Annotated in this window: 9 protein-coding genes; 5 read left to right on the top strand and 4 right to left on the bottom strand. The window is 61.1% G+C overall.

Annotated elements, in window-relative coordinates; translation table 11 throughout:
- Nucleotides 1–21 precede the first annotated feature (21 nt).
- Nucleotides 22–3,147 (top strand): Rne/Rng family ribonuclease, encoded by a 3,126-nt coding sequence (locus VO84_RS04300; RefSeq protein WP_058186059.1) that lies wholly within the window; start codon nt 22–24, stop codon nt 3,145–3,147.
- A gap of 180 nt (nt 3,148–3,327) precedes the next feature.
- Complete coding sequence (locus tag VO84_RS04305) at nt 3,328–4,146, top strand: outer membrane beta-barrel protein (RefSeq protein WP_058186060.1); 819 nt, start codon at nt 3,328–3,330, stop codon at nt 4,144–4,146.
- A gap of 52 nt (nt 4,147–4,198) precedes the next feature.
- Here VO84_RS04305 and VO84_RS04310 read toward each other — a convergent pair whose 3' ends face one another.
- The 4 genes from VO84_RS04310 to VO84_RS04325 all read right to left on the bottom strand — a co-directional run bounded on the left by VO84_RS04310 (nt 4,199) and on the right by VO84_RS04325 (nt 8,723).
- The gene (locus VO84_RS04310) at nt 4,199–4,567 is read right to left on the bottom strand and encodes a hypothetical protein (RefSeq protein ID WP_058186061.1); all 369 of its coding nucleotides are present in this window, start codon (nt 4,565–4,567) and stop codon (nt 4,199–4,201) included.
- A 6-nt stretch (nt 4,568–4,573) separates the two neighbouring features.
- A complete protein-coding gene (locus VO84_RS04315; protein ID WP_058186062.1) occupies nt 4,574–5,953 on the bottom strand; it encodes an aminopeptidase P N-terminal domain-containing protein in 1,380 nt (459 codons plus the stop codon).
- A gap of 57 nt (nt 5,954–6,010) precedes the next feature.
- Nucleotides 6,011–7,600 carry an EAL domain-containing protein gene (locus tag VO84_RS04320; protein ID WP_082661704.1) on the bottom strand — a complete coding sequence of 530 codons (1,590 nt, stop codon included), beginning with the start codon at nt 7,598–7,600 and terminating at the stop codon, nt 6,011–6,013.
- A gap of 103 nt (nt 7,601–7,703) precedes the next feature.
- Nucleotides 7,704–8,723, bottom strand: a complete 1,020-nt coding sequence (locus VO84_RS04325) for an oxygenase MpaB family protein (RefSeq protein WP_197413889.1) — start codon at nt 8,721–8,723, stop codon at nt 7,704–7,706.
- Nucleotides 8,724–8,967: 244 nt separating this feature from the next.
- On the opposite strand from VO84_RS04325, the gene VO84_RS04330 reads away from it, so the two are divergent.
- From VO84_RS04330 to infB, 3 genes are all read left to right on the top strand, one after another.
- Entirely contained in the window at nt 8,968–9,564 is a 597-nt protein-coding gene (locus VO84_RS04330; RefSeq protein WP_058186064.1) for a ribosome maturation factor RimP, read from the top strand.
- A gap of 153 nt (nt 9,565–9,717) precedes the next feature.
- Nucleotides 9,718–11,262 carry a transcription termination factor NusA gene (nusA, locus tag VO84_RS04335; RefSeq protein ID WP_058186065.1) on the top strand — a complete coding sequence of 515 codons (1,545 nt, stop codon included), beginning with the start codon at nt 9,718–9,720 and terminating at the stop codon, nt 11,260–11,262.
- 143 nt (nt 11,263–11,405) lie between these two features.
- The gene (gene infB, locus VO84_RS04340) at nt 11,406–14,750 is read left to right on the top strand and encodes a translation initiation factor IF-2 (RefSeq protein ID WP_058186066.1); all 3,345 of its coding nucleotides are present in this window, start codon (nt 11,406–11,408) and stop codon (nt 14,748–14,750) included.
- Nucleotides 14,751–14,773: the final 23 nt, after the last annotated feature.

A 14,773-nucleotide genomic window follows, 5' to 3' on the forward strand; every position in this document is an offset into this window, starting at 1 on the left:
AAAGATGGGCGGAAAGGTACGATGGCAAAAGAGATTTGCATTTCCTCCACGCCGCATGAGACGCGGCTGGCTATCCTCGAAGACGATCAGCTCTCCGAGATTTACTACGAACGCGAGAACGAATACACGCTCGCGGGTTCCATTTACAATGGTCGCGTCACTCGCGTCCTTCCCGGCATGCAGTCGGCATTCGTGGACCTTGGTCTTGAACGCGACGCCTTCCTTTACGTAACAGATTTCCTCGAGATGGAAGATCCCGAGGACTCGGACGAGGTTGAAAAGGCCTCCATCTCAGCTCCGGCTCGTCCCCGCGAGGTCCGGTCTGGAGAGGCACGGTCTGGAGAAGCCCGTACCGGTGAAGGCCGTTCCGGACAGCAACGCAGACCTGAAGCTGCATCCGTTCCCGCAGTCGAAATTGAGTCTCCCGTAGCCGAACCGGCTGAACCCTCCAACGCGGCAGACGCTGCCTCCTCAGAAGATGAGGAAGCTGGCGGAGCACGCCGCTGGCGCGGACGCCGTCGCCGTCGCGGAGGCCGCGGACAAGCGTTGCCTGTCGCCGATCCCGTCGAGACCGAGTCCACCTCTGAGACCTTCCTCGATGCCAATCTCGGCGAGCCCTCCGAAGATGCTCCGCATCACTCTCACCAGATTCACGCCTCCGCCGGGGAACAGACCGCCGCGGCGCCAGTCGAGCTGCCCGGTAAATCCCGCAACGCGGCCCGCTCTGCACGTTCCGAATCCCGCCCGGAGCGCGAAGCCGCTTCCTTCGTGCTCCCCGGCGAATCGCTTTCGAAGTACGGTGGCGAGACTGCCCCCGTGTCCAAAGCGGAAAAGCCCGCAGCGCCAGCCCGCAGCGCGTCCACTGCCAAGCCAGCCAGCCTGATTGAGTCCCCCATCGAATGGGACGGCACCGGCCTTATGCCCGGCGAGTCGCTCGCCCGGCATCGCAGCCGCCAGCCCGAGCCCTCAGCTCCGATTGAGGCCGAGCCACAAGGCGTCTTCGCCGATGCCCACTCCGATTCTCACGAGAGCGAGCAGGCTGCCGACCTCGCTTTCGTCGAACACAAGCTCGAAGAGGCCACGCTAGAGGACGATCTGCACCTGCATGACGACGAGCAGGTCGAAGCCTTGCATAGTGCCGCTCTCGAAGCCTTTGGCCACACGCACGAAGAGCGCATCCTCGACGAATTCACCGGCGAAGCGCACGCGCCCATCGTGGAGGACGAAGAGTTCTCACCCGAACATGTTGATGAGCCCGCAGAACCGGAAGCCACTGAATCTCACTCTGAGCAGGCCTCTGCCGAACCCAAATTTGAATTTGAGTTTGAGGAAGAAGAGCAGGAAATCGCTCCTCACGAAGTGAAGAGCGAAGAGAACCGCAGCGCCTCGCATCATGTGGACCCAACCACTCCCAGCGAGTTCCGCCTTTTCGGTCTCGGTGGAAAAAAGAAAAAAGACGAGACGCACGAAGCTGAGCCGGTTCCGGCAGCCGTTGCCACACCCAGGCCCACCACAGTCGCCTCCGTCTCTGCCTTCGCGCCCGGCAACGGCCTGATCGAAGAAGAGATGGTCGACGGTGAGGAGTCGGCAGCGTCGCATCATCTCCACCGTCACACCGAACAGGATCTCGACGAATACGAGGAGACTGAGCAGCTTAGCGCACACTCCGGCGAGCTCGCCGCGGCCTTCAAGGAAGCCCGCGCCGGTCACAGCCTCGATGAAGAAGAAATCAGCACAGTAGCGGATCTCGACGAGGAGGAAGACGAAGCCTCTGAAGAGACCGCGGCTGCTCCTGCCACACGGGATCGCAGCAGCTCCGGTCGCGAACGCGGCGGCCGCGGACGCCGTAACGACCGTGGTGGCCGCACCGGTCAGGCCACCGGCGGCCAGAACAATCGCCGCGGCGGAGGTATGTCGCGCCGCACCGCGCAGACCTCCGATCTGCCGATCATCTCGGACCTGCTGAAGCCGGGCCAGGAGATCCTCGTTCAGATTGCCAAGGAGCCTATCGCCAAGAAGGGCGCGCGCATCACCAGCCATATCGCCCTGCCTGGCCGCTTCCTGGTCTTCATGCCCACCGTCTCGCATGTCGGCGTCAGCCGCAAAATCGAGAGCGACGAAGAACGCCAGCGCCTCAAGCGCATCCTGATCCACGAGCGTGGCGAAGCCTCCGGTGGATTCATCGTCCGCACCGCGGCTGAAGGCACATCGGAAGACGAGCTCCGCTCCGACCTGCGCTTCCTCATCCATCTCTGGGATGAGATCAAGCAGCGCTCGGAGAGCTCTAAATCCCCGGCGCTCATCTACCACGATCTCTCGCTCATCGAGCGCATTCTGCGTGACCAGATCTCGGACGATTTCTCGTCCATCTGGGTCGACAATGAAGCCGCCTACGAGCGCATCGTGCGCTTCCTCAATCGCTTTTCGCCCACGCTCGTGCGCCGCGTCAAGCTCTACACCAAAGAGGTCCCGCTCTTCGAGCACTTCGGCGTCGAAGACGAAATCTCCAAGGCCCTGCGCTCCAAGGTCTGGCTCAAGTCCGGCGGCTCGATCGTCATCAACCAGACAGAAGCCCTGGTCGCCATCGACATCAACACCGGCAAGTACGTCGGCAAGACGGCGCGCCTCGAAGACACCATCGTCAAGACCAACCTCGACGCAATTCCTGAGATCGTCCGCCAGATTCGCCTGCGCGACCTCGGCGGCATCATCATTATCGACTTCATCGATATGGATGAGCGCAAGAATCGCTTCCGGGTCATGGCCGCGCTTGAAGAAGCTCTGAAAACCGACCGCGCCCCTACCAAGGTGCTTCAGTTCAATGACTTCGGCCTCGTCGCCATCACCCGCAAGCGCGTCAAGCAGTCGCTCGAGCGCACGCTCTCAGTGCCCTGCCCCACCTGCCAGGCCACCGGCATGGTCAAGAGCTCGGCCACTGTCGCCAACGAGATCTATATCGAGCTCCGCAAGATGCGGAAACACTTCGAGGGAGCCGATGTCATGCTCCGCGTCCACCCTGAGACCGTTAAGGTTCTCAAGGCCAACAACGCGGGCTGGCTCACAGAGTATGAAGACCTCGTCGGCAAAAACATCCTGGTCAAGAGTGATGTCTCTCTGCACCCGGAGCAGTTCGACATCCAGGGCTGAGTTCCACCATGCTCGAGTGACAAGGCCGGGGATTCTCCTCCGGCCTTTGTCTTTGAGAGCAACCACTGCCCCAAACTGGTGTCTAACAAATTGAAGGAAGAAGTGCGTACCCCGCACTGTCCGCTTCCCGAGATAGTTCACGGCCGTTTGTTTACCAATTTCACTTCTAGAGGTCCAACCATGTCTTCTCGTCGCTTGTTTAGCCTGAAGCGCAGTTTTTCAATCGTGAGCGCCGCCATTCTGCTCACCGCGGGCGTTGTACGAGCCCAGTCCCCCGACACATCCGCCGCACCACTGGCATCAGGCGAATCAAGCTCGTCCCAGAGCTACCAGTTCCTCGCCGACGACCTGAACGCCGCGGCCGAGCCCGCTGCATCAGGCGGCGGGCAGTACGACAACCACGGCGGAGGCTCGAAAGGCCGCTTCAGCCACTGGGCCTTTGAAGCTGGAGCGGGCGCCAATGCCCCCATCGGCAACGATCAGGGCGTTATCACCTGGGGCGGCAACTTCACCGTCGGCGCGGGTCTTCATCTGAGCCGCCGCCTCACAGTCCTGGGCGAGTATCAGTTCATGGACAATAAAATTCCCGGTTCGCTTATTGCGGCGGGAGGGTCTGACACGGGCAATGCGCACATCAATTCCATCACCGGCGCAATTCTCTTCGATCTTGTTCCCGAGAAATGGTCCACCGGCGTCTACGCGGTGGGAGGAGGGGGCTACTACCACATGTCCACCAACTTCACCGATTTCGAGTGCTGCGACTTTTACGGCTATGAGGTTCCAGTCACTGCCTTTTCCATCAGCTCGAATCAGCTGGGCGGAAACCTCGGTATCGGCATCTACCATAAGCTCGGCGGCACTTACGGCGACGGCACGATGCGGCTCTTCGCCGAAGCGCGCTATACCTTCCTCAATTCGCCGGGGCTGTCTTATCAGGGCTTCTACATCGGCGGCGGAACCACAGAGCTGATCCCGGTCACTCTAGGCGTCCGATTCTGACGGATCATACAAACAATGAGCGCCTTGCAGTCCATGCAAGGCGCTCATGCTTTTACCAGAGCTTCTGTTCTTTTTGGGTCGGCGTCCCCACCTCGCCACGCTCAATGCGTTTGAGAAACTCCCGCGCGAGCCGTTGCTCACCCGGATGGCTCTCCCCATGCATTGTGCACAGGTCCAGAAACTCATCCGCCAGCGCATTCCGCTCATCTGATTGATTCAGAATCGCCTGCAACGCGCCGCCAAGCTCGCGTAGCTGTGTCGCCTCCGGCCAATCCTCGCCTCCGGCAAACGACACATCCGAAAACAATCCGCGCCGCCCTTGAGCGCATTCTTCCAGGCATGCCATCAACTGCTCACGAAACGCCCCAACCAGCGGCGCAAACTGTTCGGCATCCAGCTCATTCGGCTCTACAGGATCCATCCCGGGTCACTTCCCCTTCATCAGCGCTTCAACCTCATCCGCCGTATGCGGCAGGTCCGCCGTCAGGTCGATCAGCTTGCCGTCCTTGCCCACCAGGAACACGCACTCAATCCGCACGCCAATCTTTTCTTCCGGAATGTAAATACCCGGCTCAATGGTAAACACCATCCCCGGCTCCAGCACTGTCGGATAGTTGCTCGGATCGTGCACATCGATGCCCACCATGTGGCTCAGCGGATGAATCCAATACTTGCCCAGCGGTTTCCCATCCAAGCTCTTGCCATGCGTGTTCACGTAGTCGTACGCCACCTTGTCCAGCCCGTCCGGGTCTGTATGATAGCGGTCGCCAACCTTCGACTTGCCCGACACAAACGCGTCGATCGCGGCCTTCTGTGCGCCCAGCACCACGTCGTAAATCTCCCGCTGCCGCGCCGTAAAATGTCCGCCCACAGGCACCGTGCGCGTAATGTCGCTCGCATACATGGAGTACTCACACGCCGCATCCACCACAACAATGTCGCCATCCTGCATGGTGCGCGTGTTCTCCGCGTAATGCAGCGTCGTCGAGTTAATCCCCGATCCTACAATAGGCGCATAGCTCGCCCGCTCACAGCCATGTTTCAGCCATGACGCATACATCTTGCCCGCCACCGTGCGCTCCGTCACGCCCGCCTTCACGGCCTTCATCATCACGCGCTGCGCCGCCTCGGATGCCTCGCTCGCCTTCTTCAGCAGGTCAATCTCACCTGCATCCTTGATCTCGCGCAGCTGCGTCGTCATCTCCGCCACATCATGTGCCGCAGGCAGGCTGCTCGTTCCCATCTCCGCTGCCGCAAACTGAACCAGCGCGGCTGCATGCGCATTTCCAGCCTGCGTATACATGTGATTTGCCACGCGCCGGTCCGCGGAAATCAGATCATTCAGCACCTTCGGCAGATCCGTCATCGGACGAACCTCATCCACGCCGACCTTTTCCGCCGCGCCCTGCGTCGCCGCATCCAGCTTGATCCCCGTGTACTTCTCCATCCGCATATTCCGCGTAGGCAGAAACAGAATCTCCTGGTACTTGTGCCCCGCCTCTGGAAAGAGCGTTGAGTTAATCCCGGAAGCCGTGGACTCGCCCACAATCAGCAGCGCTGCCCCCGGCTCATTCCACCCCGTCGTGTAATAGAAGTCCTCATCCTGCCGGTAGGGATCGAGATCAAGCAGCGGCTCTTCAGCCGCAAACAACACGGCCACGCCGCCATTCAGCTTCTGAGCCAGCGCCACACGCCGCGCGTGATACGTCGCAGCAGGCTGTTTTTCAATCGCATGTGCCTGGGGAACCAACGCAGGAACCAATCCTGCAAGGACAAGAAGGGCAATCAAACCAAAGATTCGGCGCATGGAACCAGCCTCAGACACGCACCAGCCTCTGTCAAGCCGATAATCTCATCGCCACACTCACAACAACGCAGCCGTCTCCGCCGCCGCTCTCTCCTGCGTCTCAAATACGCGCAGAAACATCTCCACAGGCATCGGCCGGCCCAGATACCATCCCTGGCCGAGCATCGGCAGCGGACTTGTCCGGAAATACAGCGCCTGTTCCTCGGTCTCAATCCCCTCCACCGTCACCTGCAAGCCCAGTGAAGCGGCAAGCGATAAGATCTGCGGCAATATCAGCACCTGCACTGATTCCGTGCCCACCGACTGCGTGAACGCCTTATCGATCTTCAGCCCATCCACCGAGAGATCGTGCAGATACGCAAGGTTCGAGTAGCCCGTGCCAAAGTCGTCGATATGAACCGAGTGCCCTTTACTGCGCAGCCGCACAATCGCATCCTTCGCTGCCTGCGAGTTGGCGGCAGCCCGCTCCGTAATCTCCATCACCAGGCACTGTGCAGGGACTCCTGCCTTCGCCGTCGCCTGCTCCAACATGGGCAAAAAAGCCGGGTCGTCCAGGTCCTGCGGCGCAATATTGACTGACAGGCGAAACTCAGGGCAGGTGGGCAGTAGAACGCTCAAATCCGCAAGGGCTTTGCCCGCAATCAGTCGCGTGATCTCGTTCACAAACCCGCGCTCCTCTGCAATGCGGATAAAGACTTCGGGGCTCACATCGCCATGTCCCGCATCCGTCCAGCGCGCCAGTGCTTCAGCCCCGACAATCCTGCCGGTTTTGAGATCCACCACCGGCTGATATGCCACCTGGATCGCCTTGCGCCGAATGGCTCTGCGCAGCCGCTGCTCCAGCGACTGTCTGCGACTGTATGCCACAGAACATGTAAACCCCAGCAACGCTCCGCATAGCGCTGAAAGGACTACATACGCCGTCCGCTGGCCGCTCTCAGTCTCCAAAGCTTCATTCGCTGTGGCATACGCTGTTACGCAGAATGCAAAACGGTCAGAGCAACGCGTTGCGTATAGCACGTCACCAACTTGCGCCGAGCCTTCCGTTGTCAGAATGGCATTCCCGGTCAGCGGCAGATCGCCCAGCAGCCGCGTTTGGCCATTGTCGCCGCCCCGGTTCGTAACCGTGTAGTGCATGGAGCTCGATTGGAACTCCTTCCGGTTGAAAGGGCTGTACACAATCAGCGCATTGCCCTTCTCAACCGCAGGCGCCATCTGTCCCTGAATGCGAAACAGATCCATGTCCCGATAAAATCGCGTCCCATCCGCTCGCGTCACGCCCTGCCCGAGCCTGGCGTCGGCTCCTGTCACCCGGCCCAGCATTGCCGTGCAATCTATCCTGCCGTTGCGAACCCGGCCCCCATCCTTCAGGTATTCCGAGGCATAGATGAGCTTCCGGAAATGTTCAATCTCGGCATCTGAGCAATACGGGTCGGTGGAAGCATTCAGCTCGTCCAGCACCGCTCTTCCCTCGGCGGAAGAGACATCTCCCCCCGTGCGAATCCGCTCCGCATACTGGTCCAGCTTGCCCGTCATATGACGAAGCGTGAAGTCCCGGCCCCACCAGTAGCCGGCTAGCGCACCGCATACGCCGGTCAGCAGCATGACGCCAACTACGCCACTAACACGTTGCTTGAGGGTACTCATAAGAAAGTGCCCGCCGGGAAATCGTTGGCCCTCCCGGGAGAAGTACCTCCAATTTTGTGCGATCCTGCGGCCTTAGGCAAGGAGAAACCACGTTGTCCGCCTTTCACGGCAATTTCTCCTGTCCAATCCAAAACCGGTTGCTGGCTCGCGTTACGAACCCCACGCCGCGTCCCGCCAATCGAGCCTGTGCTTCATGCCACGGCCCCACATACCGCACCACCCTTGGTAAGCGCCGATAGACTCCAGGCAATATCTGCCTCGCACGCTCCACCGCATAAAGCTCTTCATCGGCAAATGGCAGCCGGAACGCGAGTCGCAATCGCTCCGGCATCCACGCCGCCGTCAGCGCCCGGTACCAGTGCGGCGGCTTCACCCGGCTCCCCGCTCCAGCCAGCAGATTCTGCCCCATTGCCCGCGCCCGCTCACTCACGCCCAGCACGTCAGACACCTCCATCTCGCGGCAATACGCCTCAAACGCATTCCAGTCCGCCGGCAGCGCCTCCGCGGGCAAACCAAACAGCGCCGCAAGCGTCTTCGTCTCCGCGTAATACGCCTCGCGATCCGCCGCGCTCATTGGCCCCAGCACCGTCACATAGGCCAGCACCGCAGTCTCCATCAAAGTGGCGTAAACCCACTTCAGCGCCGCAATTTCATTGGCCTGGTACTGCGATCCCCGCTGGCACCCCGCCACATCCTCCCGCATCTCGCCCGTAATCCGCATATGCAGCCCGTGCAAATTCCGCGCCGCCCTCAGCGCCTGATCCAGTGATCCGAAGATCATCGCGTACACCACGCGAAACGTATTGTGGAACCGCACAATCGGCCTGTCCATCACCTGCGAGTGATCCTGAATCGCCTGCGCCACCCACGGATGCGCCAGTTGCAGCAGCGCCGCCCGGCCCGCTCCCAGAAACAGCCCAGCCTCACAATGCACCCGCCAGCACATGGAATCCGGTCCGAAGACTCCCGCACGCCGGTCCAGACCCCGCTCCATGCAGCCACGCTCAATCGCATGGAGCAGCGCCTCGCTGTCCGCGCGCAGCACCGGCTGAGGTCTTAGCCGCACCGTCTCTGAACTTACCGCAGGATCCATCAGCCTGCAGACTATCGTGTTTCCGAACACGTGGAAATCTCCTGGCGACACCGTGCCTCATTTGTATTTCCTCAGAAATCGCCGTAATATAAATAGGCAGACGCGTTTATCCGCTGACTAACCGTGAACATACCGGCTGGCGGACAGACAAGTGGGCGAATAGCCCACTTTTTATTTGGCTTGAAATTCCCTCCAAAATCCGTCGCAACACGAACGGTTTTGGAGCCGGAAGCACGGTATTGCAAACGGCCATAAGTTGCCGTAACGGAAGAAGATGGCAGTAAAGCTCGACGCAATTCGGAACGCAGCGCAGCGGGTCGCCTCATCGCTCGGCCTGGACGTAGTGGACGTGGAATTAGCCACTGCTGGCCGTGAGCGCACCCTTCGCGTCCTGATTGAGAAGAACGCCGAAGGCCGCGCCGCGCTGAAAGCCCAGCTCGCCTCCGGTGCTGAAAATGAAGAACTTCCGGAGGCCCTGCGCGAAGGAACCCTGAGCGTCGAGCAACTTTCCGGCGTCACGCATGAAGACTGTGCCGCTCTCAGCCGCGACCTCAGCGTAGTGCTCGATGTCGAGGACCTGGTCCCCGGCGGCGAATATCTGCTCGAAGCCAGCTCACCCGGCCTCGACCGCAAGCTTACGAAGCCTGAAGACTTCGAGCGTTTTAAAGGCAGCTTAGTCAAGATCCAGACTTTTGAGCCCATCAAGAACAACCGCCATTGGCAGGGCCGGCTCACGGAGACCAAAGGCGAAAGCATCATCGTCGACCTCGGCGCCGTCAAACAAAATTCAAAGAGCCGGAAGTCCGGCGTAACCACGGTAGAAATCGCCTTTCCGAACGTCGAAAAAGCGCAGCTCGTACCGGAGATTTAGGAAAGACAGGAACCAGGAGACTTGGGGATTGAAAACAGCTTGACGCAGACCCGAACAGTCCGCTGATCCCAAAGTGTCTCAGTTGCCGCACCGCAGTCGTAACCCGCGAGAGCCAGCCCTCGCAATCACAGCGCGAAGGAAGTACCTAAAAACATGGCAAGCCCTTTGTATCAGAGCATCGAGTTGTTGAGCCGGGAAAAAGGCATCGAGCCCGAGATCGTCGTCGGCGCGGTGGAAGAAGCTATCGCTCTGGCCACGCGCAAGTACTACAAGACTCAGGAAAACATGCGCGGCGAACTCAACAAGGAGACCGGCGAAATCACGGCTTATGTCTACAAGACGGTCGTCGCCGACGAGGAGCAGATCGAGGATCCGGTCAACCAGATCACTCTGGCTGAGGCCAACGAGCTCGCGCCCGGCGTTGAAGTCGGCAGCGAGATCCGCATGTACAAGGACACCTCACCGCTCGGCCGCATCGCCGCCCAGCTCGCCAAGCAGGTCATCTTTCAAAAGGTTCGCGAAGCCGAGCGCGACACCGTCTTCCAGGAGTACGCGCACCGCGAAAAAGAAGTCCTCAACGCCACAGTCAAGCGCATTGAAGGGCAGGACGTCATCTTCGACCTCGGCAAGGCTGAAGCCCGCTGCCCCAAGCGCGAGCAGTCGCGCCTGGAATCCTTCACCGTGGGCGAGCGCGTCCGCGTCGTACTCATCAAGGTCGATCGCGCCGCCAAGGGTCCGCAGGTCATCGTCTCCCGCGCAGCGCCGGAGCTCGTCTCCAACCTTTTCCAGAGCGAAGTTCCCGAAATCTACGACAGCACCGTCGTCATCCGCGCCATCGCCCGCGAAGCCGGCGAGCGCACCAAGATCGCCGTCATGAGCCGCGACAAGGATGTCGACCCCGTCGGCGCCTGCGTCGGCATGAAGGGCATGCGCGTGCAGTCCATCATCCGCGAGCTGCGCGGCGAGAAGATCGACATCATCGAATTCAGCGAAGAAATTACCACCTTTGCTGAGAAGGCTCTGCAGCCCGCCAAGGTCAGCCGCGTCTCCATCACGGACCTCACGGACAAGCAGCTTGAAGTCATCGTGGACGACACGCAGCTCTCGCTCGCCATCGGCAAGAAGGGCCAGAACGTCCGCCTCGCCGCCAAGCTCCTAGGCTGGAAGATCGACATCAAGTCCGAAGAGGAGAAGCGCCAGGAGGTCGAGCAGCAGATGCAGGCCATGTCCGGTGGACCCACCACACCCATCGAGCAGGTCACAGAGCTCGGCGAGGGCATCATTCAGAAGCTCGTGGCCGCCGGTATCACCACAGTCGAAGGCCTGGCCGACATGACCCCCGAGGAGCTCGAAGAGATTCCTGGAATCGGCGAAAAGACGCTGGAGAAGATCAGCGTCGCCGTTCGCCACTACTTCGGCCACTTTGAAGAGGGCGAAGAAGCCCCCGCCTCGGCCGAGCATCGCGAAGGCGAGTCGACCACCGAGCACGTGGCCCACTCGGAGCCGGGCGAAGCTGAAATTGCCACGCCGGAGGCCGCAGAAGCCACCGCGGAAGCAGAAGAAGAGAACGCAGAAGACGTACTTCAGGAAGCCGAATCCGTGGAAGCCGCGGAATCTGACTCCGAGGAATCCGCTTCTGCATTGGAAGAAGCAGTCGAGAACGCGCCGGAAGCCAGCGAAGACGAGAGCGAAGCGTAATTCATTATGCTTCGCGCATTTTCTTCAAATTCGGGAGATAATGGAATTTCCGGCACTGGAAATTCCATCCAACAGAATAGCCAATGCCAAGAGGTAGCTATGAACTCTTAGCACTACCGGCAGCACACATCGAAAAGAGGCGGATGAGTAAGGTTCGAATTAACGATCTGGCACGCGAAATAGAGGTTAAGAGCCGGCAGGTTCTCGATCTGCTGACAAAGTTGGGTCTTGGAGACCCCAAGATGACCCACTCAAGCTCTATCGAAGACCATGAAGCGGAAAAGGTCCGCGCCCATTTTGGCGGCGGAGCGCGCGGCTCCGCGGGTTCTTCGCGTTCGCCACAGGGCCTTCAGCCCAAAGTCGATCTCTCCAATATCTCCAAACCCGGAGACGCTCTCAAAGCCATCCTGGCGCGCAAGCAGGAGCAGGAAGACGCAGCCCGCCGCAGCCACGCACCGGTGAAACCGGCCGTTGTGGCAGCAACTCCGGCCCCGGCGGCAAGACCTGCCGCCGTAACCGCACCTGAGCCAAGGCCCGAGACCAACCCGGCCCCACGCAAAATTGTTCCCGCACCACGTCAGGCCCCCAATATCGTCATTCCTTCCACCCCGGCCATTGCCTCGCGTCCGCCGGTCGCTGCTGTCGTCGCAAAGCCTCCCGTAGGCGTAGTCACCGCTACCGTGGCGCGCCCGGCCGTAGCCACAGCTCCGCCCTCCACAGTAGTCGTCAGACCACCCGTAGTCGTTGCGCCTAAACCCGGCGTACAGGCAGACAGGCCTTCCTTCGCAGTTAAGCCTGCGGAATCGGCTCACACCCCGACGACTCCAAGGCCTGCGGCTGCTCCGCAGCCCGCACAGGCTGCAAAGGTAGGCGTCGCGTCTCCATCAGTCGCGCCCGCTGCGATTGCGGAGACGCCCGCTGTTCCCGCGGCTGCTTCAGTTGCCGCGCCGGAAGCGAAAGCTACCGCGCCTGCCGTTGAAACAGCTCCGGTTCCAGTTGCCGCGGCTGCACCGGCTCCCGTCGCAGCCGAGCCCGCTGCACCTGTTGCAGCAGCGCCCGCCGCTCCGGCTCACGTAGCTCCTGCAGCTCCGGCCCCGCCCGTTCGCCGCGTCGTCATGCCCCAGACCGGGCCGCGTCCCGTCTATAAAGCGCCTGTTATAACCCCCGCAGCGGCTGCAGCCGCTGCCGCTGCCGCCGCTCCCACCACGCAACAGGGTGGCCTGCAGCGCGGTCGCCCCATCTTCGATCGCCGTCCCGCCGGTGCACCCGGTGGCCCGGGCAGCTTCCAGCAGCGCCCCGGTCAATACCCCGCCAGCCAGCATCCCGGCAGCGGTCCACGCCCCAAGCATCCTACCCGCACCACGCCCGGCGGATTCACGCCTGGAGGTGGTCCCGGCGCTCCGGGCGGACGTCCCGGCTTCGGCCAGCGTCCCGGCTTTGGTGCACCTCGTCCCGGTGGATTCGGAGCACCCCGTCCCGGTGGCTTTGCTCCGGGTGGCGCGCCTACAGCTCCACCTACTGAGCCAGGCCGCAATCGCGGCGCAGGCGCCAGAGGCCGTGGCCGTGGCGGCCAGCAGTACCCCAAGACCAAGGAAGGCCCAATGAAGGGTTATGCGCCTCCGCCGCGTTACGGCGGGTCGCAAATCCCCATGGAGCCGCTGCCCATCACCCGTGAAATCACGGTAACGGAAGGCATCAGCGTCAAGGATCTCGCGGAGAAGCTCGAAATCCGCGCCAAGGACCTCATCGCCACCCTCCTCATGAGCGGCATCTTCGCCACTGTCAACCAATCTCTCGAAGCCGAGATGGTCAAGGATCTCTCCGCCAGATTTGGCGCGGCAGCCAACATCATCTCCTACGAAGAAGAGCTCGAAAACCAGGCCATCGAAGACGTTCTCGACACCGAAAACATCGGCATGGTTGAAATCGCGCGTGCTCCCGTCGTCACCATCATGGGCCACGTCGATCACGGCAAGACCTCGCTGCTCGACGCCATCCGCGAAACCGACGTCGCCGCAGGCGAAGCTGGCGGCATCACGCAGCACATCGGCGCCTACAAGGTGAAGTTCACCAAGGAAGGCTCACCCGCCTCCGGCCGCGAGATCGTCTTCCTCGATACCCCGGGCCACGAAGCCTTCACCCGTATGCGTGCCCGCGGCGCCAAGGTCACTGACATTGTCGTCATCGTCGTCGCAGCCGATGACGGCGTCATGCCGCAGACCCTCGAGGCCATCGATCACGCCAAGGCCGCTGACGTGCCCATCATCGTGGCCGTCAACAAGATCGATAAGCCTGAAGCCAACCCCGAACGCGTCAAAAAGCAGCTTGCCGACCGTGGCCTCATTCCTGAGGAGTGGGCCGCTGGCGAGCAAGGCACCGTATTCGTTGAAGTCTCAGCCAAGAAGCATCTCAATCTCGATCTGCTTCTCGAGATGATCTGCCTTGTCTCGGACCTCAAGGCTCCCAAGGCCACTCCGGGCCGTAAAGCCGTCGGATCTGTCCTCGAAGCCAAGCTCGATCGCGGTCGCGGCGCAGTCGCCACCATCCTCGTGCAGGACGGCACGCTTCACCTCAACGACAGCTACATCGTCGGCAACACCTTCGGTAAGGTCCGCGCCATGTTCGACGATCGCGGACGCGCCATTGAAGAAGCCGGCCCGTCAACGCCCGTCGAAGTCCTCGGACTCGAAGCCATGCCCGACTCCGGCGACACGTTCCTCGTCGTCGGCGATCGTGACAAGGCCAAGGGCATCGCGCAATACCGCAAGATGAAGGATCGCGAAGCGCAGCTCGCCAAGAGCTCCCGCGTCTCGCTCGAAGGCCTCGCCGAACAGATTCGTCTGGCCGGCGTCAAAGACCTTCCGCTCATCATCAAGGGTGATGTCACCGGCTCGGTCGAAGTCCTCGCTGACTCGCTCGTCCGCATGTCCACCGAGAAGGTGCGCGTCAAGGTCATCCACTCCGGCGTCGGTTCCATCACGGAATCTGACGTGCTCCTGGCGACGGCCTCGAACGCCATCATCATCGGCTTTAATGTGCGCCCCGAGCGCAAGGCCGCTGAGCTTGCCCAGCAGGAAAGCGTCGATATCCGCCTGCACTCCATCATCTACGAGTTGCAGGATGAAATGCGCCTCGCCATGATGGGTCTCCTCGAACCCACCTTCAAGGAGAACTATCTGGGCCGCGCCCAGGTGCTGCAGGTCTTCCGCATTCCCAAGGTCGGCACCATTGCCGGCTGCCGTGTGCAGGATGGCGCCTTCAAGCGCGATTCGGAAGTCAAGGTCATGCGCAACGGCGAACAGGTCTTCAAGGGCAAAATCGGCTCGCTCAAGCGCGTCAAGGACGATGTCCGCGAAGTCACCAACGGCATGGAGTGCGGCATCGGCATCAACGGCTACAGCGACATCAAGGAAGGCGACATCTTCGAAGCCTTCACGACCGAAAAGCTGGCCGCCGACCTCGGCCAGTTAACGACAGCCAAGGCATAACCCAATCCCACCCAAACACGACG

The sequence above is a fragment of the Occallatibacter gabretensis genome (genome assembly GCF_001449115.1).
In the GTDB taxonomy this organism is placed as follows: Bacteria; Acidobacteriota; Terriglobia; order Terriglobales; family Acidobacteriaceae; genus Telmatobacter; species Telmatobacter gabretensis.